At 72.0% G+C, this 20,557-nt stretch carries 20 protein-coding genes; 7 read left to right on the top strand and 13 right to left on the bottom strand.

The window, feature by feature from the left end; all coding sequences use genetic code 11:
* Nucleotides 1–48: 48 nt before the first annotated feature.
* The 5 genes from ACGFQ9_RS07535 to ACGFQ9_RS07515 all read left to right on the top strand — a co-directional run bounded on the left by ACGFQ9_RS07535 (nt 49) and on the right by ACGFQ9_RS07515 (nt 4,328).
* The gene (locus ACGFQ9_RS07535; RefSeq protein ID WP_393572193.1) at nt 49–1,017 is read left to right on the top strand and encodes an ABC transporter ATP-binding protein; all 969 of its coding nucleotides are present in this window, start codon (nt 49–51) and stop codon (nt 1,015–1,017) included.
* Entirely contained in the window at nt 1,007–1,894 is an 888-nt protein-coding gene (locus ACGFQ9_RS07530; RefSeq protein WP_393572191.1) for an ABC transporter permease subunit, read from the top strand. Before ACGFQ9_RS07535 ends, ACGFQ9_RS07530 begins: the two co-directional genes overlap by 11 nt.
* 49 nt (nt 1,895–1,943) lie before the next feature.
* A complete protein-coding gene (locus ACGFQ9_RS07525; protein ID WP_393572189.1) occupies nt 1,944–2,855 on the top strand; it encodes an ABC transporter ATP-binding protein in 912 nt (303 codons plus the stop codon).
* 15 nt (nt 2,856–2,870) lie between these two features.
* Nucleotides 2,871–3,590, top strand: coding sequence for an ABC transporter permease (locus tag ACGFQ9_RS07520; RefSeq protein WP_393572187.1), 720 nt, complete (start codon nt 2,871–2,873; stop codon nt 3,588–3,590).
* Between the two features lie 93 nt (nt 3,591–3,683).
* Nucleotides 3,684–4,328: a rhomboid-like protein gene (locus tag ACGFQ9_RS07515; protein ID WP_393572185.1), complete on the top strand. Its 645-nt coding sequence runs from the start codon at nt 3,684–3,686 to the stop codon at nt 4,326–4,328.
* Between the two features lie 32 nt (nt 4,329–4,360).
* On the opposite strand, the gene ACGFQ9_RS07510 is transcribed toward ACGFQ9_RS07515, so the two are convergent.
* Both ACGFQ9_RS07510 and ACGFQ9_RS07505 read right to left on the bottom strand, forming a co-directional pair.
* Nucleotides 4,361–5,017, bottom strand: a complete 657-nt coding sequence (locus ACGFQ9_RS07510) for a response regulator (protein ID WP_393572183.1) — start codon at nt 5,015–5,017, stop codon at nt 4,361–4,363.
* Between the two features lie 10 nt (nt 5,018–5,027).
* Complete coding sequence (locus ACGFQ9_RS07505; RefSeq protein WP_393572181.1) at nt 5,028–6,014, bottom strand: sensor histidine kinase; 987 nt, start codon at nt 6,012–6,014, stop codon at nt 5,028–5,030.
* A 153-nt stretch (nt 6,015–6,167) separates the two neighbouring features.
* On the opposite strand from ACGFQ9_RS07505, the gene ACGFQ9_RS07500 reads away from it, so the two are divergent.
* Complete coding sequence (locus tag ACGFQ9_RS07500; protein WP_393572179.1) at nt 6,168–6,710, top strand: hypothetical protein; 543 nt, start codon at nt 6,168–6,170, stop codon at nt 6,708–6,710.
* Nucleotides 6,711–6,843: 133 nt separating this feature from the next.
* On the opposite strand, the gene ACGFQ9_RS07495 is transcribed toward ACGFQ9_RS07500, so the two are convergent.
* The 9 genes from ACGFQ9_RS07495 to ACGFQ9_RS07455 all read right to left on the bottom strand — a co-directional run bounded on the left by ACGFQ9_RS07495 (nt 6,844) and on the right by ACGFQ9_RS07455 (nt 16,650).
* Entirely contained in the window at nt 6,844–7,650 is an 807-nt protein-coding gene (locus ACGFQ9_RS07495; RefSeq protein WP_393572177.1) for an HAD family hydrolase, read from the bottom strand.
* Nucleotides 7,647–8,924: a serine--tRNA ligase gene (gene serS, locus ACGFQ9_RS07490; RefSeq protein WP_393572175.1), complete on the bottom strand. Its 1,278-nt coding sequence runs from the start codon at nt 8,922–8,924 to the stop codon at nt 7,647–7,649. Before serS ends, ACGFQ9_RS07495 begins: the two co-directional genes overlap by 4 nt.
* A 517-nt stretch (nt 8,925–9,441) precedes the next feature.
* On the bottom strand, nt 9,442–10,377 hold the full coding sequence (gene pheA / locus ACGFQ9_RS07485; RefSeq protein WP_393572173.1) for a prephenate dehydratase: 936 nt from the start codon (nt 10,375–10,377) through the stop codon (nt 9,442–9,444).
* A 42-nt stretch (nt 10,378–10,419) separates the two neighbouring features.
* On the bottom strand, nt 10,420–11,706 hold the full coding sequence (gene efeB, locus ACGFQ9_RS07480; RefSeq protein WP_393572171.1) for an iron uptake transporter deferrochelatase/peroxidase subunit: 1,287 nt from the start codon (nt 11,704–11,706) through the stop codon (nt 10,420–10,422).
* A gap of 5 nt (nt 11,707–11,711) precedes the next feature.
* Nucleotides 11,712–13,733 (bottom strand): copper resistance protein CopC, encoded by a 2,022-nt coding sequence (locus ACGFQ9_RS07475; protein WP_393572169.1) that lies wholly within the window; start codon nt 13,731–13,733, stop codon nt 11,712–11,714.
* 22 nt (nt 13,734–13,755) lie between these two features.
* Nucleotides 13,756–14,244 carry a copper chaperone PCu(A)C gene (locus ACGFQ9_RS07470; protein WP_393572167.1) on the bottom strand — a complete coding sequence of 163 codons (489 nt, stop codon included), beginning with the start codon at nt 14,242–14,244 and terminating at the stop codon, nt 13,756–13,758.
* Nucleotides 14,241–14,891, bottom strand: coding sequence for an SCO family protein (locus ACGFQ9_RS07465; protein WP_393572165.1), 651 nt, complete (start codon nt 14,889–14,891; stop codon nt 14,241–14,243). Before ACGFQ9_RS07465 ends, ACGFQ9_RS07470 begins: the two co-directional genes overlap by 4 nt.
* A gap of 53 nt (nt 14,892–14,944) precedes the next feature.
* The gene (locus ACGFQ9_RS07460) at nt 14,945–15,682 is read right to left on the bottom strand and encodes a YcnI family protein (protein ID WP_393572163.1); all 738 of its coding nucleotides are present in this window, start codon (nt 15,680–15,682) and stop codon (nt 14,945–14,947) included.
* A 119-nt stretch (nt 15,683–15,801) separates the two neighbouring features.
* Entirely contained in the window at nt 15,802–16,650 is an 849-nt protein-coding gene (locus tag ACGFQ9_RS07455) for a hypothetical protein (protein WP_393572161.1), read from the bottom strand.
* A gap of 144 nt (nt 16,651–16,794) precedes the next feature.
* Here ACGFQ9_RS07455 and ACGFQ9_RS07450 point away from each other — a divergent pair, with 144 nt between their 5' ends.
* A complete protein-coding gene (locus tag ACGFQ9_RS07450; protein WP_393572159.1) occupies nt 16,795–17,271 on the top strand; it encodes an ATP-binding protein in 477 nt (158 codons plus the stop codon).
* 161 nt (nt 17,272–17,432) lie between these two features.
* Here the strand turns inward: ACGFQ9_RS07450 and ACGFQ9_RS07445 are convergent, their stop codons facing one another.
* Nucleotides 17,433–18,896: an aminopeptidase P family protein gene (locus ACGFQ9_RS07445; RefSeq protein WP_393572157.1), complete on the bottom strand. Its 1,464-nt coding sequence runs from the start codon at nt 18,894–18,896 to the stop codon at nt 17,433–17,435.
* A gap of 203 nt (nt 18,897–19,099) precedes the next feature.
* On the bottom strand, nt 19,100–20,518 hold the full coding sequence (locus ACGFQ9_RS07440; protein ID WP_393572155.1) for a PP2C family protein-serine/threonine phosphatase: 1,419 nt from the start codon (nt 20,516–20,518) through the stop codon (nt 19,100–19,102).
* Between the last annotated feature and the right edge of the window lie 39 nt (nt 20,519–20,557).

Genomic DNA, 20,557 nt, shown 5'->3' with positions numbered 1-20,557 from the left:
GCTCCAGGTCTGACGCCCGGAACCGGCCGGACCACTACCGTCGGAGCCGTGACTGTCATCGCGACCGAAAGCCTGAGCAAGCGGTACCCCCGAGTGACCGCCCTCGACCGGCTCTCCCTGGACATCGGGCCCGGCGTGACCGGACTCGTGGGCGCCAACGGAGCCGGCAAGTCCACGCTGATCAAGATCCTGCTGGGACTGTCCCCCGCCACCGAGGGCCGTGCCGCCGTACTCGGACTCGACGTCGCCACCCATGGCAGCGCCATCCGGGAACGCGTCGGTTACATGCCCGAACACGACTGCCTGCCGCCCGACGTCTCGGCCACCGAGTTCGTCGTGCACATGGCCCGCATGTCCGGCCTGCCGCCGACCGCCGCCCGCGAACGGACCGCCGACACCCTGCGCCACGTCGGGCTCTACGAGGAGCGCTACCGCCCCATCGGCGGCTACTCCACCGGCATGAAACAGCGCGTCAAGCTCGCCCAGGCCCTGGTCCACGACCCCCAGCTGGTGCTCCTCGACGAGCCCACCAACGGACTGGACCCGGTCGGCCGCGACGAGATGCTGGGCCTGATCCGCCGCGTCCACACCGACTTCGGCATCTCCGTCCTGGTCACCTCGCACCTCCTCGGCGAGCTGGAGCGGACCTGCGACCACGTGGTCGTCGTCGACGGCGGCAAGCTGCTGCGGTCCAGCTCCACCAGCGACTTCACGCAGATCACCACCACCCTGGCGGTCGAGGTCACCGACTCCGACACCCACCCCGACGGCACCGCCGCCCTGCGCGAGGCGCTGACCCGGGCGGGCGTCGCGCCCCACGCGGGCGAGGAGCAGGGCCTGCCCGGTGCCGGCCACATCCTCCTGATCGAGGCCACCGGGGAGCAGACGTACGACATCGTGCGCGACACCGTCGCCGCACTGGGCCTGGGCCTGGTCCGCATGGAGCAGCGCCGCCACCACATCGCCGAGGTCTTCCGCGACCCCGCACAGAAGGGAGCCGGTTCCGATGGCCGCTGACAGCTCCACCCAGATCCACAACATCGGCTACCGCTCCTACGAGGGCCCCCGCCTCGGCCGCGCGTACGCCCGCACGTCCCTCTACTCGCAGTCCCTGCGCGGTGCCTACGGACTGGGGCGCTCCGCCAAGTCCAAGGTCCTGCCGATGCTGCTCTTCGCGGTGATGTGCGTCCCCGCGCTGATCATCGTCGCGGTGGCCATCGCCGTCCCCGGCTCCACCGACCTGCCGATCAAGTACACGACGTACGCGCTGACCACCCAGGTCGTCATCGGGCTCTACCTGGCCTCCCAGGCCCCGCAGACGGTCTCCCGGGACCTGCGCTTCAAGACCGTGCCGCTGTACTTCTCGCGGCCCATCGAACGCGTGGACTACGTCCTCGCCAAGTACGCCGCGATGGCCAGCGCCCTGTTCGTCCTCACCGCCACACCGCTGCTGATCATGTACATCGGCTCGCTGCTGGCCAAGTTCGACTTCGGTGACCAGACAAAGGGATTCGGGCAGGGACTGGTGTCGGTACTGGTGCTCTCCGTACTGTTCGCGGGCCTCGGCCTGGTGATGGCCGCGCTCACCCCGCGCCGCGGCTTCGGCGTCGCCGCCGTCATCGCGCTGCTGCTCATCCCCTACGGCGCCGTCTCCACCATCCAGGCGGTGGCCCTGGAGACCGGCAACACCGGGGCCATCGAGTGGATGGGCCTGTTCTCACCGATCACCCTGATCGACGGCTTCCAGACCGCCTTCCTCGGCGCCACCTCCGCCTTCCCCGGCGGTGACGGCCCCTCGGCCGGCACGGGCTTCGTCTATCTGCTGGTGATCCTCGCCCTCATCGCCGGCTCCTACGCCGCGCTGATGGCCCGCTACCGGAAGGCCGGGCTGTGACCTCCCACCCGTCGCCCACCACCACCCTTCTGAAGGATGGGCCGCGCCCATGACCATCATCGATATCGACCACACCTCCCGCTGGTTCGGGAACGTCGTCGCCGTCAACGACGTGACCATGCGCATCGGCCCCGGCGTGACCGGCCTCCTCGGCCCCAACGGCGCCGGCAAGTCCACCCTCATCAACATGATGGGCGGCTTCCTGGCCCCCTCGACCGGCACCGTCACCCTCGACGGCACCCCGATCTGGCAGAACGAGAGCGTCTACCAGCACATCGGCGTCGTGCCCGAGCGCGAGGCGATGTACGACTTCCTCACCGGCCGCGAGTTCGTCGTCGCCAACGCCGAACTCCACGGACTCGACGACGCCGCCGCCCGCCGGGCGCTGGCCACCGTCGAGATGGAGTACGCCCAGGACCGCAAGATCGCCACGTACTCCAAGGGCATGCGCCAGCGCGTGAAGATGGCCTCGGCCCTCGTCCACGACCCGTCCGTGCTCCTGCTGGACGAGCCGTTCAACGGCATGGACCCACGGCAGCGCATGCAGCTGATGGACCTGCTGCGGCGGATGGGCGCCGAGGGCCGCACCGTGCTGTTCTCCTCGCACATCCTGGAGGAGGTCGAGCAGCTCGCCTCCCACATCGAGGTGATCGTCGCCGGCCGGCACGCCGCTTCCGGCGACTTCCGCAAGATCCGCCGGCTGATGACCGACCGTCCGCACCGCTACCTGATCCGCTCCTCCGACGACCGGGCCCTCGCCGCGGCCCTCATCGCCGACCCGTCCACCGCCGGCATCGAGGTCGACCACAAGGAAGGCGCCCTGCGCGTCCAGGCCGTCGACTTCGGACGGTTCACCGAACTGCTGCCCCGCATCGCCCGCGAACACGGCATCCGGCTGCTGACGGTGTCCCCGTCCGACGAGTCCCTCGAGTCGGTCTTCTCCTACCTCGTAGCGGCATAGAAGGAGCTGGCACCGATGTACAACCCCACCGTCGCCCGGCTCACCTACCGGGCCCTCCTCGGCCGCCGCCGCGCGCTGATCCTCTTCGCGCTGCCCGCCCTGCTCGTGGTCATCGCCGTCGCCGTGCGCGCCTTCACCGGAGCGGACGACAAGGTCGCCGCCGACCTGCTCGGCGGGTTCGCCCTGGCCACCATGGTCCCGCTGATCGGGGTCATCGCGGGCACCGGGGCCATCGGCCCCGAGATCGACGACGGCTCGATCGTCTACCTGCTCGCCAAGCCGGTGAAGCGCCCGACGATCATCATGACCAAGCTGATCGTCGCGATCGCCGTGACCATGGTCTTCTCCGCCGTCCCCACCCTGATCGCCGGCTTCATCCTCAACGGGAACGGCCAGCAGATCGCCGTGGCCTACACCGTCGCCGCCCTCGTGGCGTCCGTCGCGTACAGCGCCCTGTTCCTGCTGCTGGGCACCATCAGCCGGCACGCCGTCGTCTTCGGCCTGGTCTACGCCCTGATCTGGGAGTCCCTCTTCGGCAGCCTGGTCGACGGCGCCAAGACCCTCAGCGTCCAGCAGTGGGCGCTGTCCCTGGCCGAGAAGGTCGCCGGACCGGGCTACGTGGACTCGGCCGTCGGCCTCCCCACGGCCTCGATCCTGCTCGCGGCCGTCACCGTCGGAGCCACCGCCTACGCCGGACAGAAGCTGCGCCGCCTCACGCTCGCCGGCGAGGAGTAGCCCCGCCGTTCCACCGGCTGAAGCAGTGCGAAGCGGTGCCCCGCCCGGATCACACTCCGGGCGGGGCACCGCTTCACGCGTCATGATCGGACCATGAGGTCGCCCACCGGTCCGGAGCCCTCCAGGCCGATCCGGTCCTGGATCCGCTCCTCGCCCGGTACGCACCTCTGGCTGCTGGTCATCGCCGTCACCAGCCTGGTCGTGGCCATCGCCCCCGACCGCATCGACCAGCTGCTGCTGCACCGCAACAGCAGCAACCTGCACCAGCTCGTCCGGTACCCCGTCCGGGCACTGATCGGCAGTGCGTTCTGGATCGAGACCCCGGCCTCCCTCGCCCTGTACGCCGTCCTCTTCGAGCTCTTCCACGCGCCCGTGGAGCGCCGGCTGGGCACCGCGCGATGGCTCGCGATCGTCGCGACTGCCCATGTGGTCGCCACCCTGATCAGCCAGCGGCTGGTGCTGGCGGCCATCGAACACCACCGGGTACCGCGCAGCATGGTCCACGTGGTCGACATCGGGGTCAGCTACGGTCTCGCCGCGTCCGCCGGGGTGCTCACCTACCGCCTCCCACACCCCTGGCGGTGGCCCTACCTCATCGGCGTGGTCGCCTTCTTCGGCGTTCCGCTGGTCACCGGCGGCACCTTCACCGACCTCGGGCACGCCATCGCCCTGTCCGTGGGCCTGCTCGCCTGGCCCCTCATGCGGACCGCTGATTCCCGAGCGCGGTGTTTCACGTGAAACGCGGTGTTTCACGTGAAACATCGGCACCGTCACCCCTCTGACCGCACCACCCCGTGCTCCCACGCCCACGAGGCGATCCCCACCCGGTTCCGCACGCCCAACTTCGCCTGCACGTTGGCGATGTGCGTCTTGGCCGTGCCCGCACTGATGAACAGCTCCGCGCCGATCTCCGCGTTCGTCAGCCCGCGCGCCACCAGCCGTACGATCTCCAGCTCGCGCCCGGTCAGCGGGTGAGCGGTGGCCGCCGGCGCCGGCGCCGGCCCGGTCGCGGGCCGCTCGGCCAGGGAACTCAGCAGCCGCACCGTGATCTGCGGACTGATCAGCGTGTCCCCCTGCACGGCGGCCCGCACGCCCTCGATCAGCAGGGTGGGCCCCGACCGCTTCAGCAGGAATCCGCACGCCCCGTTCCGCAGCGCCGTGCGCACGTAATCGTCCTGGTCGAAGGTGGTCACCACGACGACCCGGGTGGCCGGGGCCAGCAGCCGGGTCACCTCCAGCCCGTCGAGCTTCGGCATCCGGATGTCGGCCAGCACCACGTCCGGCCGGAGCTCCCGGGCCAGCGCCACCGCGCGCTCCCCGTCCTCCGCCTCCCCCACCACCGTCATGTCCGGCTGCGAATCGAGGATCAGCCGGAATCCGCTGCGGACGTCCGCCTGGTCGTCGGCTATCAGAATGCGCGTCGTCACCCGGCCATGATCACCTCTGGAGGCCGGTCGCCGCCGGGAAAACCGCACGGACCAGCCAGCCGCCCCCCGGAACCGGGCCCGCCGTCAGCGTGCCCTCCACCGCCTCCACCCGGCCCCGCAGGCCCTCCAGCCCGGTGCCGCCGCCCCACCGCCGCGCCCACCGGCCCCGACTGCCCCGGGTCCCCTGAGCGTTGGCCACGCTCAGCTCGATGCCGCCCCCGGCCCGCCGCACCGCCACCGTCACCACGGCCGCTCCGGGCGCGTGCCGCCGTACGTTCGTCAGCGCCTCCACCGCCACCCGGTAGGCGGTGGTGTCCGCCTCCCGCGACAGGCCGGCCAGCACCTCCGGATCGGCCTCCAGTACTCCGCCCTCGAACCGCCCCACCAGCACCCGGAGTTCGGCCAGCCCCGGGGTGGGGGCGGTCGGGCCGCCGCCCGCCACCCGCAGGGCGTGCACCGTCCGGTCCATCGTGGCCAGTGCGTTGAGGCCCGCCGCCTCGATCCGTTCCAGGGCTGCCAGCGCCGGCGCCGGGTCCTGCTCCGCCAGGAACCGCGCCGCCTGCGCCTGGACCACGATCGCGCTCACGTCATGGGCGACGAAGTCGTGCAGATCACGGGCGAGTTCGAGCTGCTGCTCGCGCCGGGCCTCCCGCACCGCCCGCCGGGCCCGCCCCGCCTGACGCCGCAGGTACGCACCCGCCCCGGCCGCTCCCGCCGCCGGCAGCGCCCAGAACAGGGCCGCTCCGGACAGCTCGGGCCACCCCGCGTCCCCGATCAGCGACACCGGCCAGTACGCCGACGCCACCCCGCCCAGGACGCAGGCGGCCCAGGCCCACGGCCTCGGCGCCCAGCGGGCCGCGAGCGCCTGGAGGGGGAGCAGTACCAGCACGCCCAGCAGTGTCCACCGGGAAGGCGCCCCCAGCACGCAGGCGACCAGCAGCACGGCGGACCCCAGGGCCAGCGAAGGCGCGTACACGGCGCGCGGTATCGAGATCACCCGACCGACCCTACGAGCGGCGGCCGGGCCCGGCCATCTGCCGATCGGCAGAGCGGCGGAGCCCGGGACCCGCCCATCGGCGGATGGTTCCGGTGCGGCGCCCGAACGAGGCTTGGAGCCGTCAACCACCGCCTCGGGACAAGGACCTGGCCGATGACCACGATCGCCGCCGCACGAGCCACGGACATCGCGCCCGGTGTCTCTCCCCGGCTCCACCGGATCGCCAGGCTCGCCTCCCTGACCGTGCTGCCCAGCTGCGTGTGGCGGCTGCTGATCGCGCTGGGCGTTCCCATGGGCTGGGGGCCGGGCAGCGACCTGCACCACTCGTATTACCCGGGCCCGGCATCGCTCGTGCTGCTCTTCGTGTGTGCCCTCCAGGAAGCCGCGGGCCTGCTGAGCCTCGGCCTGGTCCAGCGCTGGGGCGAGCGGGTACCCCGTCGGGTGCCCGGACTGGGCGGCCGCCGGATCCATCCCGTGGTGGCCCTGGTCCCCGCCGTGCTCGGCACCCTCGCGGTCACCGGCATCACGCTCCTGGGGGCGTGGGTGTGGAACGACACCAACAGCGCGAACCCCGACGCGCCCACCGGGTTCTTCGGCTGGGTCTTCGCGCTGACCTATGCGCCCATGCTGCTGTGGGGTCCGCTGCTGGGCATCCTCACCGTGGCCTACGCGCGCCGCCGCCGGGCACTGGGCTGATGCGGGGAAATTCGCTGGTCCGGGACCGTCCACCCGGGCACAGTGGATCTCGCGGGGAGCAACAAAAGGTCCGGGTCAGCCGCTTCGAGCGCGCCTCACGGCGCGGGCTGATCCGGACCTCCCGCGTTCTCGGTCAGGCGGCGCCCAGCAGGCGCTCCAGCACCACCGCGATGCCGTCCTCCTCGTTGGAGGTCGTCACCTCGTCGGCGACGGCCTTCAGATCACGGTGGGCGTTGGCCATGGCCACACCGTGGGACGCCCAGCCGAACATGGGGATGTCGTTCGGCATGTCCCCAAAGGCGATGGTCTCGGTCTTCTTCACACCCAGCCGGCGTGCGGCCAGCGAAAGGCCCGTGGCCTTGCTCAGTCCCAGCGGCAGTATCTCCACTATGTTCGGACCGGCCACGACCACGTCGACCAGCGCCCCGACGACCTCCCTCGCCTTCGTGGCCAGGGTGTCGTCGTCCAGCTCGGGGTGCTGGATGTAGAGCTTGGTGAGCGGGGCCGCCCACACCTCCGCCGTGTCCTGCAGGAACACGTACGGCAGCGGCCCCTCCTGGACCCGGTAGCCCGGACCGACCAGCACGTCGCCGTCGAGACCGTCCCGGCTCGCGGCCAGGAACACCGGACCCAGCTCCGCCTCGATCTTGGCCAGCGCGAGTCCGGCGAGCTGCCGGTCCAGGGTCAGCGAGGTGAGCAGCCGGTGCTCGCCCGCGTGGTAGACCTGCGCGCCCTGCCCGCACACCGCCAGCCCCCGGTAACCGAGGTCGTCCAGGATGTGACGGGTCCAGGGCACGGCACGGCCGGTGACCACGATGTGCGCGGCGCCCGCCGCGGTGGCCGCGGCGAGCGCTTCGCGCGTCCGCTCGGAGATCGACTCGTCGGCCCGCAGCAGCGTGCCGTCGAGATCCGTCGCGATCAGGCGGTACGGAAAGCTCACTTGGTGATCGGCTCCAGCAGCTCCCGGCCGCCCAGGTAGGGACGGAGCACCTCGGGAACCCGTACGGACCCGTCGGCCTGCTGGTGGTTCTCCAGGATCGCCACGATGGTGCGCGGGACGGCGCACAGCGTGCCGTTCAGGGTGGCCAGCGGCTGGATCTTCTTGCCCTCGCGGACGCGGACCGACAGGCGGCGGGCCTGGAAGCCGTCGCAGTTGGAGGCGGAGGTCAGCTCGCGGTACTTGCCCTGGGTGGGGATCCACGCCTCGCAGTCGAACTTGCGGGAGGCCGAGGAGCCCAGGTCACCGGTGGCGACGTCGATCACCTGGAACGGCAGCTCCAGGGAGTTCAGCCACTGCTTCTCCCAGTCGAGCAGGCGCTGGTGCTCGGCCTGCGCCTCCTCCGGCGCGACATAGGAGAACATCTCCACCTTGTCGAATTGGTGGACGCGGAAGATGCCGCGGGTGTCCTTGCCGTACGTGCCGGCCTCGCGGCGGAAGCACGGCGAGAAGCCGGCGTACCGCAGCGGCAGCTTGTCGGCCTCGATGATCTCGTCCATGTGGTACGCGGCGAGCGGGACCTCGGAGGTGCCGACCAGGTAGAAGTCGTCCTTCTCCAGGTGGTACACGTTCTCCGCGGCCTGGCCGAGGAAGCCCGTGCCCTCCATGGCGCGCGGGCGCACCAGGGCCGGGGTGAGCATCGGGATGAAGCCGGCCGCGGTGGCCTGCGCGATGGCCGCGTTGACCAGCGCCAGCTCGAGCAGGGCGCCCACGCCCGTCAGGTAGTAGAAGCGCGAGCCCGAGACCTTCGCGCCGCGCTCGACGTCGATGGCGCCCAGGGCCTCGCCGAGCTCCAGGTGGTCCTTGGGCTCGAAGCCCTCGGCGGCGAAGTCGCGGATGGTGCCGTGGGTCTCCAGGACGGCGAAGTCGTCCTCGCCGCCGACCGGCACGTCCGGGTGGACGATGTTGCCGAGCTGCAGCAGCAGGGCACGGGCGGTCTCGTCCGCCTCGTTCTGCTCGGCCTCGGCGGCCTTCACGTCGGCCTTGAGCTGCTCGGCCTTCTTCAGCAGCTCGGCGCGCTCGTCCGGAGTGGCCTTGGGGATCAGCTTGCCGAGGGACTTCTGCTCGTTGCGCAGCTCGTCGAAGCGCACACCCGCGGACCGGCGGCGCTCGTCTGCGGAGAGCAGGGAGTCGACGAGGCCGACGTCCTCTCCACGGGCGCGCTGCGAGGCGCGGACACGGTCAGGGTCTTCACGGAGCAGCCGAAGGTCAATCACCCCTCCAGGCTACCGGTCGGGGCTTCCTCGGATCACACCGATATCACGCTGCGTGTCGCTATGTCCCAATTGCGGAGAATGGAAAACTGTTGCCGTGTGGCTGGATCCGAACAGTCCGCGGAGGTCAATAAAAACGCCTCCATTCCCTGAAATGGGGCACATCGTCGAACCGGGTCCACGGCCTGAGCAGCCGACTTGTCCACAGGGAAGAGAGAGAACCGCATCTTGTCCACAGGCTGTGCCCCGTATCTGTGGACAGGAATGGAGATCTTTGGCGGATGGGGCCGACGGCTGGGGATTTGGGGTTCAAACCGCCCTCACACACTCATTCGGGTGGGAATGACTCGCCCCAAAGAGTTGATCCGTGATACTGCGGTGACGCCGTTCACCCTCCGCTCGCTCATGCGAAACCCGGGCGACCAGACCGATTTGTCGACCTTGCCGCCCCCAACTGTCGACTAGTCCACAGGTCTCCCCAGGTGCCTGTGGATAACTCTGTGGATAACCCGGTGGACAACTACGGGCGGCCGTCGAGGCAGCGGGTCAGCCAGTCCGAGGCCGCGGTGAAGTCCGAATCGGCGGTTCCCGGCCGTGCCGTGCTCACGTCACTCTGCGCGACACCGGCCCGGGGGTAGGACCCCAGGAAGCGGATCTGCGGGCAGGTCCGCTTCAGCCCCATCAGCGCCTCGCCCATCCGGCGGTCGGAGACGTGGCCCTCGGCGTCCACCGCGAAGCAGTAGTTCCCGATGCCCTCGCCGGTCGGCCGGGACTGGATCAGCATCAGGTTCACCCCGCGGACCGCGAACTCCTGGAGGAGCTCCAGCAGCGCGCCCGGGTGGTCGTCGTGCATCCACAGCACCACCGAGGTCTTGTCCGCGCCGGTCGGCGCCGACGGACGGGCAGGCCGCCCGACCAGCACGAACCGGGTCTCGGCGTTCTGCGCGTCGTGGATCTCGGTGACCAGCGCTTCCAGCCCGTAGGTGGCCGCGGCGAACTCCCCCGCGAAGGCCGCGTCGTACCGGCCCTCCTGGACCAGTCGCGCGCCGTCCGCGTTGGACGCGGCCGACTCCCACACGGCGTCCGGGAGGTTGGCCCGCAGCCAGTTCCGCACCTGCGGCTGCGCCACCGGGTGCCCGGTGACCGTCTTGACGTCCGACAGCTTGGTGCCGGGCCGCACCAGCAGCGCGAACGCGATCGGCAGCAGCACCTCGCGGTAGATCATCAGAGGTTCGCCGGAGGCCAGCTCGTCCAGGGTCGCGGTGACCCCGCCCTCCACCGAGTTCTCGATCGGTACCAGCGCCGCCGCGGCCTCCCCGTTGCGTACGGCGTCCAGGGCGGCCGGTACCGACACCATGGGCACGAGCTCCCGGGTGGCGGCTTCCGGCAGGGTGCGCAGGGCGGCTTCGGTGAAGGTGCCCTCGGGACCGAGATAGGTGAAGCGAGTGGCCGACATGCGATCAGCCTAATGCCGGGGGGCCGCCCGCCGGGGAGGCGTTCACCCTTCGAGCAGGCGCTGCCCGACGTACTCCCCGGGGCCCGGGCCACCGGGGACCGCGTACAGGCCGCTCGCCTCGTGCACGATGAACGCGGACAGCGCGTCGCCCCGGTCCAGCTTGCGCTGGACCGGCACGAAGCCCCGCAGCGGGTCGGCCTGCCAGCAGACGAAGAGCAGTCCGGCGTCCGGGGCGCCGTCCGGGCCGATCCCGTCGTGGTACGAGAACGGGCGCCGGAGCATGGCCGCCCCGCCGTTCTGTTCGGGGGCGGAGATCCGGGAGTGCGCGTTGGACGGGATCACCGGCTTGCCGTCGGCAGCCCTCCGGTCCAGATCGAGCTCGGTGGTCTCGGTGCCGCCCGTGAGCGGGGCCCCGTCGGCCTTCCGGCGGCCGATGACGCGTTCCTGCTCCGCCGGGGGCTGCTTCTCCCAGTCGTCGAGCAGCATCCGGATGCGGCGTACCACGGCGTACGAGCCACCGGCCATCCAGGCGTGCCCGGCCGGGCCGGGTCCCGCTTCGGGCACGAAGATCCGCTTGTCGAAGTCGGGCTCGGCGGGCTTCGGGTTGCCGGTGCCGTCCACCTGGCCCATCAGGTTGCGGGCCGTCATCGGGCTGCCGGTGGCCCCCGGCGACCGGTTGAAGCCGTTCATCTGCCACCGGACCCGGGCGGCGTCCCCCGCGTCCTTCTGCAGCGAGCGCAGCGCGTGGAAGGCGACGAGCCCGTCGTTCGCGCCGATCTGGACCCACAGGTCGCCGTTGCTGCGGCGGGGGTCGAGCCGGTCGGCGGAGAAGTCGGGCAGCGGGTCGAGCGCGGCCGGCCTGCGGTCGGCGAGCCCGGTGCGGTCGAAGAAGGAGTGGCCGAACCCGAAGGTGACGGTCAGGGAGCAGGGCCCCGCGTCCAGGGCGATGCCCGTGTCGGCGTTCGGAGCGGGCTCGCCGGCCATCAGCCGGCGGGCGGTCTCGGACCAGCGGCGGAGCAGGGCCGCCGCCTCCTTGCGGCCGGCCCCGGGAGCCAGGTCGAAGGCCAGGAGGTGGCCCTTGGACTGCATCGGGGTGGTGATGCCCGCCTGGCGGGAGCCGTGGAAGGCGACCGAGGTGCTGCCCAGCGAGGCCAGTGTGCCCGGGGAGCCGGCCGCGCCGGCGCCGCCGGGGCCGTCGGCCAGTGCGGAGTGGGCCAGGGCGCCGGCGGTGCCGCCCAGGGCGAGGCCGGCGGCGCCGGCCGCCCCCACGGTGCCCAGCAGCCGCCTGCGGGAGATTTCGATGTCGGTGTCGGTGTTGCTCTCGGTCACGCTGGTCAGCCGATCTTGACGTTCTTCTGGACGGTCGTCTGGTCGATGTCGGAGGTGCGCACGGCCACGTCGATGCGCCACTCGCCGGGGAGCGGGAGCTGGACGCCCTGGGCGGTCCAGTGTCCGGGGGCGAGGCGGTCGGGGGCGACCGGCAGCGGTCCGATGTCCTTGGCCGGGAGGGTGAAGGACACCTTCACCTCGGGGGCGTCCAGCGGCTTGCCGTCGGCGCCTTCGACCCAGAGGTGGAGGGTGTTGGCCCCGGTCCGGCCCGGGTCGAGCTCGAAGCGCGCGGTGCCCTTGCCGTTCGGGCCGCCGGTGTCGAACGGCAGGCTGATCTTGACCGGGCGGTCGGGGACGGCGGTGCTCACCGGGCCGCCGCGACCGGTCTCCTGCTCGGCCGTGCGGCCGGGCTCGGTGCTGGTGAGCAGGGTGGTGACGGCGAGCAGCACCACGGCCACCGCGGCCTCGGCGAGCACGGACCGGCGCAGTCCGGCCCGGTCGGGGTCGGCGTCGCGCTGCCGCTGCCGGTCGGCCTTGGCCCGCGCGGCCTGCTGCCGGGCGAGCTGGGCGGCGCGCTCGGGGTCCGCGGGGACGGTGACCGGCTCGCCCCCGGCGGGCTCCGCGTCGGAGCCGGTCCCGGCCCCGGTCACCGCCACCTTCACCGTCGCTGTCGATGTTGCCGTCGTCGTCTCGGCCGCTGTTTCTCCCCCGGCTGCCGCCGGGGGTACCCCCGGTGAAACATCGCCGGTCTCGGCGAGCCGGGCGGTCCACTTCCGGGACAGGGAGGCGATCCCGACCAGCACCACGACCAGCCCGATCTTGACGAGCAGGATCCGCCCGTACTCGGTGCCGGTGAGCGCGGACCAGCTGCCGACCTGCCGCCAGGACTGGTACAGCCCGGTGGCGGTCAGGACGAGCACGCTGATGAAGGCGGTCCGGGAGAAGCGCTGTACGGCCGCCCGCTCGATGCCGGGCACGGTGTGCAGGCTGACCAGCAGGGCGGTCAGTCCGCCGAGCCAGACGGCGACGGCCAGCAGGTGGAGGATGTCCACCGGCATGGCGATGCCGGTCTGGACGCCGGTGGAGGCGTGCTCGGAGAGGGCCCAGGTCGCGGCGATGCCTCCGGCGATGACCGCCCCGCCCACGGAGAGCCCGAAGGTCAGGTCGGCGGTGTCCTCCGGATCGGCCTCGACGCCGTCGTGCTCACCGCGCCGGCGGGCGTAGCTGCCGAACAGCACGGCGATGAACAGCGCCGCGGCACCCAGCAGGAGCAGCCGGGAGACCAGCGAGGCGCCGGTCTTGGTGTCCAGTACGGCCCTGAGCCCGGCGAGGTCGAAGACATCGGCGAACTTCCCGCTGCCCGTGTAGGGGGTGCGCAGCACCAGCATGGCGAGGGTGGCCGCGGTGAGTGCCACCCAGCCGCGGACGACCAGCTTCTGCAGCGGCCGCTCCCCGGCCCCGCGCGGCCGGCACAGCAGGATGAAGGCGGCGGCGCCCACCACTACGGCGAAGCCCGCGTAGGCGATGTACCGGGCGATGTCGTAGGCGGTGCCGACCGGACCTCCGCCCGCCTGCCGGGTGGGCAGGGTGACGCTGGTCGCGGACGGGGCGCCGACGGAGAAGGTGAAGGCACCGGAAATGGGGTGGCTGTCGGCGGAGACCGCCTGCCAGGCCACGGTGTAGGTGCCGTTGGGAAGTCCGCTGTGCAGGCCGACGCCGTACCGGACGACGGATCCGCTGCACATGTCGCGGAGTTCGTTGGTGTCGACGCGCCTGCCCTGGGGGTCCATGACGCGGATGGAGTCGTCACCCATCGCGACCTGCTCCGAGAAGGAGAGGGTCACCTGGGCGGGAGCCGTGGCGACCACCGACCCGTCCTTGGGGTCGCTCGCGGTGAGTGCGGCGTGTGCCGTGGCCGGGGCGGCCGCGGTGAACAGCGCTGCCAGCAGAGCTGCGAGGACCAGCACGAGCCGCGGCAGAAGTGCCGCGGTGGAGGTGCGGGCCAGGGATGGGGCGGTGGCCGTCATGGCGTGTCAGTCCCTCGGTCCGTCAGTGGGATTCGTTGCTCTGCGGGTTGTGCGTCCGTTCCTTCACGTCGAGTTCGACCTTGACCGGGTCGGCGTTCTCGAACCGGAGCTCGACGGTGACCTTGTCGCCGACCTTCGGCTTGTTCTTCAGACCCATGAACATGACGTGGTTCCCGCCGCGTTCCAGCTTCAGCCGGCCCTTCGCGGGCACGCCCATGGACGGGACCTGCTGCATCTTCTGGTTCTTGGTCTCGTGGATCTGGACGTCGTCGGAGAGCGGGCTGGTGACGCCCGTCAGCTTGTCCGCCGTCCCGGAGCCGTTCTCGATGACCATGAACCCGCCGGCCATCTGGTCATTGACGGGTTCCGGCATGAAGGCACCGCTGACCTTGATCTCGGGCTTCCCGGACTTCGCGCCGTCCGAGCCGGAGTCGGAGGAGCAGCCGGATATGGCGAGGGCGGCCGTCAGGGAGAGGGCGGCGGCGAGGGTGCGGGTGGTGCGGGCGTTCACGGGTTCTCTCCCTTGGCGATCTTCGGCAGGTCCTTGGTGTAGTCGTCGACGCTCGTGTTCTCCCCGTAGAGGACGTAACCCTCGTCGGTCTTGGGGGAGAACGCGATGACCTGTGCGCCGTGCATGGAGACGACGCTGCCGTCGGCCTCCTTCTTCGCCGCCTCGATGCCGATGCCCAGCTTGAGGGCGCCGGCCTGGATGGTCTTGAAGTCGCCGGTCAGGCCGACGAAGGACGGGTCCTGGGCCTTGAGCCACTTGCCCAGGGATTCGGGGGTGTCCCGCTCGGGGTCGGTGGTGACGAAGACGACCCGGAGGTCGTCCTGGTCGGCCTTGGGCAGCGCCTTCCTGGCGACCGCGATGTTGCTCATGGTGAGCGGGCAGACGTCCGGGCAGTTGGTGTACCCGAAGTAGATCAGCGTGGGCTTGCCCTTGGTCTGCTCCCGCAGGCTCCAGGGCTTGCCGGTGGTGTCGGTGAGGACCAGGTCCGGCTTCTGGAAGGGCCGGTCGAGGACCGTGCCCGCCTTGGTCTTGGCCGGTGCGTTGACCTCGGCGACGGACGAGCCGCCGGATCCGCCGTCACCGCAGGCGGACAGGGTGAGTGCGGCCGCCAGCGCCAGGGCGGCGGCCGTCACACGTGTGGTGCGCATGGAGAGGTGTCCCTCTGATCGGGGATGGAGGAAATTCTGGCCGGACCCGGGGGTCAGGAGGAGGTGCGGCGCCGCGAGGCGACGCCGAACGCGACCCCGCCGAGGCCGAGGACGATGCCGGCGATGCCCAGGGCCCGCGCGGTGGTGTCGGTACCGGAGCCGGCCGAGGCCTTGTCCTTGCCGTGGTCGCCGTCGGCCTTGGCGTCGTGCTGCCCGGACTTCGCGTCGCCGCCGTGGTGGTCGTCGCCCTTGGCCGGGGTCAGCTTGAGGACCGGGGCCGGGTTCTGGGGCTCCTCGGCGCCTTCCTTCGACTCCTCGATCCAGCGCACGACCTCGTTGTTGTCGTACGTCTGGATCGCCTTGAAGACGAGCTCGTCCGTGTTCTCCGGGAGCTTGCCGATGGAGACGGGGAACTGCTGGAACTTGCCGGGTTCGATCTTGCCGCCGGTCCAGGTGATCTTGCTGACGACCTCGGTGATCTGCTTGCCGTGGACCTCGAGGGGCTTGTCGAGCTTGGTCTTCTCGACGCTGGAGACCCAGCCCGGGACGTCCTGCGGCATGGCGGAGGACAGCGGGTGGTCGGCCGGGAAGCTGACCTCCACCTTGTTGGTCGAGGCGTTGTCGCGCTCGTTCGGCACCTTGAAGTTGACGGTCGCGTAGCCGCCCTGGGCGGCCTCCCCGGCCGGCTGCACGCTGACGTGCGCGAAGGCGGTCCCGGAGAGGACGAGGAAGGAGCCGGCGGTGACCGCGGCGGCGAAGGCGGTACGGGAGCAGGCACGAGTGATGTTCATGGCAGGGACTCCACTTGTCGCGGTGGTGACGGTGGCTCCGGGCGCGGGCGCGCGCGGAGTACGCGGCAGCCACTGCATCCCCACTCGGTCCCGAGGGGAGGGGTCAGGAGGGTGCCGCGTCAGGCAGCGAGGGCGTACGCCGCCGGCGGCCCGCGCCTGATCACCGTGTGCTGGAGTGCCTCCCGGCCCGGGCACGGTGCCCGGTCCGGAGTCGCGCGCCGGGTCCGCCGGGGCACCGGGTCCGTGCCTCGGAGTCCGCCGCCGAGGGCCCGTACGAAGCCCAGCGCGGCGCGCAGTGCCCGTACCGGACCGGCTTCGGTGGACCGCCGGCCCAGCTCGGCCAGCCGGAACAGTGCGGCGTCACCCCGCCCGAGCAGCCAGCCCGCCACCAGCGCGGCCAGCAGGTGGCCGAGCAGCATGGGCAGGCTGAACAGGGCGGTCGCGGGTTCGGCCGCGGCCTGCGCCGCCTGCACGGCGTGGGCGTGGGCGGCGTGTGCGGCCTGGCCGGCGGCCGCGGCCTGGGCGTCGGGGGCGATGCCCGCCGCCTCGAGGACCTGCCGGGCCTCGGCGGGACTCAGGGGTACCGAGTTGCCGCCGCAGACCAGCCGGGCGGCGAGGGCCGCCAGGGATTCGTCGGACGCGGGGCCGGCCGCCCCGGCCACGGCTTTCGCGGCCCCGGCCGACGCCGTCGCGGCGTCGTGCTGGCCGAGGCCGAACAGGGCGTGCAGGCCGAGCTGTCCGCCGGCCAGCGCGGCGGAGATCCCGGGCAGTGAGCGGCGGCGTCCGGCGAGCGGTGCGGCGAAGACGAACACGAGCAGGAATCCGGCGCCGATCGCCCACCAGGGCACGGTGGCGCAGGAGGCCAGGGCGTGCCCGGACGCGGACAGCACGACACAGACCGCGGTGAACACCGCGGCCCGGGTCAGCCGGATCGAGGCTCCGGCCCGTGCCGTCTGGGGGGCAGTCATGGCCGGGCCATTTTCGCACTGCGTCCCGGCGGTTCCCCAGCCAGGTGCCGGGGGAGTCCGAGTCCTGTCGCCGTCTGGGCCGAAAGAGGGCTCTGCCGGACGCTGGGGGCTTACCGGGCGGCCCTCGCGGCAATAGGTACGGGTATGAGCATCTGGTGGTCTCTCCACTTGAGGCGCGAGGCCGCGAGCGTGCCGCTCGCACGGCGGCTGCTGCTCGGGGCGATGGAGACCGCGGGGGTGGATCCGGACATCTCCTTCGATCTCTCTCTGGCGCTGAGCGAGGCGTGCGCGAACGCGGTGGAACACGGTGGCCGGGCCGGGGCGGACGGACCGGACGGACGCTCCGCCGAGTGCGGCGCGTACCGCGTCACCGCCTATCTGGACGGGGACCGGTGCCGGATCGAGGTGACCGACTCGGGGCCGGGCTTCCCGCCGCACGCCGTCGGCCCCTGCAGACCGGCGTGGCCCGGGCCGGTGTTCCGGGAGAGCGGGCGGGGTCTCTGCCTGATCGAGGAGCTCGCCGACCACGTGCGGTTCCGGAACCGGCCGGGCCGGGGTGCGGTGGTCAGCTTCGACAAGATGCTCAAGTTCCGCGACGGGGCACTGCTGCACCTCTCGTGACCGCGCCCCGGGGCGGGCCGCGGGCAGGCCGCGGGCAGGCCGGGACGCGCCGAGGGGCGGTGCCCGGTAGGGACACCGCCCCTCGGCGGTCATCGGTTCTGTTCGCGCGTCAAGTGCGCCAGGTGCGCCAGGTTCGCCCGGCGCTCGCGGGCGCCGGCGGGTCAGCCCTTCAGGCCGGCCATCCAGGACTCGACCTCGTCGGACCGCCGCGGCAGGGCGGCCGACAGGTTCCGGTTGCCCTCCTCGGTGACGAGGATGTCGTCCTCGATCCGGACGCCGATGCCGCGGTACTCCTCGGGCACGGTCAGGTCGTCGGCCTGGAAGTAGAGGCCGGGCTCGACCGTGAGGCACATGCCGGGCTCCAGGGTGCCGTCCACGTACGCCTCGGTCCGCGCGGCGGCGCAGTCGTGGACGTCCATGCCGAGCATGTGGCCGGTGCCGTGGAGGGTCCAGCGGCGCTGCAGGCCCAGCTCCAGGACACGCTCGACCGGGCCCTCCAGAAGGCCCCACTCGACCAGCTTCTCGGCGAGGACGTGCTGGGAGGCGTCGTGGAAGTCGCGGAACTTCGCCCCCGGCCTGACCGCCGCGATGCCCGCCTCCTGGGACTCGTACACCGCGTCGTAGATCTTGCGCTGGATCTCGCTGAACCGGCCGTTGACCGGCAGGGTGCGGGTCACGTCGGCGGTGTAGAGGGTGTGGGTCTCCACGCCGGCGTCGAGCAGCAGCAGGTCGCCGGAGCGGACCGGGCCGTCGTTGCGGACCCAGTGCAGGGTGCAGGCGTGCGGGCCGGCGGCGGCGATGGTGCCGTAGCCGACGTCGTTGCCCTCGACGCGGGCGCGCAGGAAGAAGGTGCCCTCGATGTAGCGCTCGGAGGTGGCCTCCGCCTTGTCGAGGACCTTCACCACGTCCTCGAAGCCGCGCACGGTGGAGTCCACGGCCTTCTGCAGCTCGCCGATCTCGAACCCGTCCTTCACGGCGCGGGCCTCGGAGAGGTAGACGCGCAGCTCCTCGTCGAGCTCCTTGGTGACCTTGTCGGTCAGGGCGGTCTCGATGACGGAGTCGTGGCCGCGGACGTTGCGCACCGGGCCGGTGGCCTCGGCGAGCTCCTCGGGGAGCTTGCGGACGTCCTTGGCGGGGATGCCGAGCAGCTGCTCGGCCTCGGCCAGCGAGTGGCGTCGGCCGACCCACAGCTCGCCCTGGCCGGACAGCCAGAACTCGCCGTTCTCGCGGTCGGAGCGCGGCAGCAGGTAGACCGTCGAGGTGTGGCCCCCGGTGGTGGGCTCCAGCACCAGGACGCCGTTCTCGGTCTGGTCGCCGGTGAGGTACGCGTACTCGGTCGAGGCGCGGAAGGGGTACTCGGTGTCGTTCGAGCGGGTCTTCAGCCGGCCGGCCGCGACGACCAGGCGATCGCCGGGGAAACGGGCGGAGAGCGCGGCGCGGCGGGCGGCGGTCTGCTCGGCCTGGGCGATGGGTGCCAGTCCGTGGAGCTCGGTGTCGGCCCAGCCGGAGCGCATGTTCTCCGCGAGTTCGTCGCTGACGCCCGGGTAGAGGCCGTTCTTGCGCTGCTTGTGCGTCTTCTTGGGCTGCTCTTCTTCCGGGGTCTCCGGGGTGAGCTCGTCAGCCACGTCTTCTCCTCAGCTACGACCGCTACGTCATGGGACCGGGTAGGAACCTCTTCCATCGTATGTGCGAGGGGCAAGCAGCCGACCATGCTGTGACGAATCAGGCAATGCCTCTCAAATCGGGCATCCGGTTGTCTTGCCGGCTGAACGGCAGCGAAGCGCAGCGAACGGCGGGCCGGGCGGCAGCCGGCCCGCCGAGAGGCGGCTCACTCGAAACGGGCGGCCAGCAGTACGACGTCCTCGTCCTCGTCGGCGGTGGACGGGACGTCCCCCGGCAGCACCGTCCGCAGCACGTGCTCGCAGAGGGCGTCCGGGTCCTCGCGGAGCGACCGCGGCACGTTCGCCGCCGCCGCGTGCAGCCGCGCGTAGGCCCGGTCCATCGGGTCGCCGGTGCGCCGGAGCAGCCCGTCGGTGTAGAGAAGCACCGTTTCTCCGGCAGCGGGCTCGATCTCCACGCTCGGCGCCTCCCAGCAGGCGAGCATCCCCAGAGGGGCGGAGAGCGAGGTCTCCACGTACTCGGTGCGGCGGTCGCCGATCAGCAGCGGCGGGGTGTGCCCCGCCCCGGCCAGGACGATCTTCCTCCGGGCGGGCTCGCAGTAAGCGAAGAGCGCGGTCGCCGCACGGGCCGGCTCGGTGAGCCGGAGCAGCAGCTCCAGGTCGGACAGGACGGCGACCGGATCCTCGCCCTCCATCACGGCGTACGCGCGCAGGGACGCGCGGAGCCGGCCCATCGCGGCGACGGCGCTCGGACCGGAGCCGGTGACCGAGCCGACGGCCAGGCCGAGGGCGCCTTCCGGCAGTGGCAGGGCGTCGTACCAGTCGCCGCCCCCGGCCGGGCCCGTACGGTGCCGGGCGGCCAGCTGCACGCCGGGCACCCGGGGCAGCCGGCTGGGCAGCAGTTCCTCGGAGATGGTGGCGAGCCGGACGCGGGTCCGCTCGACCTCCAGCATGCGGGCCAGGTGCTCGGCGCCGTGCCGGAGGTACAGGCCGGCCAGGTCGCGCTGCCGGTCGTTCGGCTCGGCCGGTTCGTCGTAGAGCCAGACCGCCGCGCCCAGCCGGCCCGTGGCCTCGGCGGTCAGCGGCAGCGCGTAGCTGGCGGCGAAGCCCAGACGCGCGGCGACCTCGCGGTGGCGCGGGTCGACGGGGACCGCGTAGCCACCGGATCCGGTGGCGGCATCGGGCTCGGGGAGCACCTCGGAGCCGCCCTGGGCGTCCGGGAGGCCGTCGAGGATGCGGCCGTAGGAGGTGGCGCTGCGCGGCACGGTCTCGATGTGCCCGAGCTCGGCGTGGCCGAGGCCGAGGCCGACGGTGTGGACCGGGCCGAGGCCGTCGGCGGGCTCCAGGACCACCAGGCCGCGGCGGGCGCCGACCAGCGAGGCGCCGGCGCGCAGGAGTTCCCTGAGGGCGGCGTCGAGACCGGAGGTGCGGGCGAGGCGTTCGGTGAGGTCGTGGAGGGTGGTGAGGTCCGAGACCATGCCGGCCAGCCGGTCCTGGATGACCGAGCTCGGCGCGGGCGGAGCGGGCGGTGTGGGGGGCGTGCGCGCGGACGCGGGGGCGGCAGTGTGGGGGGAAGCCGCGACTGCCGGATCGATTCCGGCCACTTTCGGCAGATGCGAGGCGCTCATGGCGTCCGCCTTTCCACCTGGTGCGATTCGCCATAAGGC

Origin of the sequence: Streptomyces sp. NPDC048603 (genome assembly GCF_043199475.1) — a bacterium.
GTDB lineage: Bacteria > Actinomycetota > Actinomycetes > Streptomycetales > Streptomycetaceae > Streptomyces.
The sequence above is the reverse complement of the archived record's forward strand: the minus strand, read 5'-3'. Positions and strand labels throughout refer to the sequence as shown.

Coding starts and splice junctions, on each gene's coding strand:
- ACGFQ9_RS07450 (WP_393572159.1), top strand. CDS start 16,795: ATGAGCATCTGGTGGTCTCTCCACTTGAGGCGCGAGGCCGCGAGCGTG.
- ACGFQ9_RS07520 (WP_393572187.1), top strand. CDS start 2,871: ATGTACAACCCCACCGTCGCCCGGCTCACCTACCGGGCCCTCCTCGGC.
- ACGFQ9_RS07455 (WP_393572161.1), bottom strand. CDS start 16,650: ATGACTGCCCCCCAGACGGCACGGGCCGGAGCCTCGATCCGGCTGACC.
- pheA (WP_393572173.1), bottom strand. CDS start 10,377: ATGTCGGCCACTCGCTTCACCTATCTCGGTCCCGAGGGCACCTTCACC.
- ACGFQ9_RS07515 (WP_393572185.1), top strand. CDS start 3,684: ATGAGGTCGCCCACCGGTCCGGAGCCCTCCAGGCCGATCCGGTCCTGG.
- ACGFQ9_RS07475 (WP_393572169.1), bottom strand. CDS start 13,733: ATGACGGCCACCGCCCCATCCCTGGCCCGCACCTCCACCGCGGCACTT.
- ACGFQ9_RS07525 (WP_393572189.1), top strand. CDS start 1,944: ATGACCATCATCGATATCGACCACACCTCCCGCTGGTTCGGGAACGTC.
- ACGFQ9_RS07530 (WP_393572191.1), top strand. CDS start 1,007: ATGGCCGCTGACAGCTCCACCCAGATCCACAACATCGGCTACCGCTCC.
- ACGFQ9_RS07440 (WP_393572155.1), bottom strand. CDS start 20,518: ATGAGCGCCTCGCATCTGCCGAAAGTGGCCGGAATCGATCCGGCAGTC.
- ACGFQ9_RS07465 (WP_393572165.1), bottom strand. CDS start 14,891: ATGCGCACCACACGTGTGACGGCCGCCGCCCTGGCGCTGGCGGCCGCA.
- ACGFQ9_RS07500 (WP_393572179.1), top strand. CDS start 6,168: ATGACCACGATCGCCGCCGCACGAGCCACGGACATCGCGCCCGGTGTC.
- ACGFQ9_RS07460 (WP_393572163.1), bottom strand. CDS start 15,682: ATGAACATCACTCGTGCCTGCTCCCGTACCGCCTTCGCCGCCGCGGTC.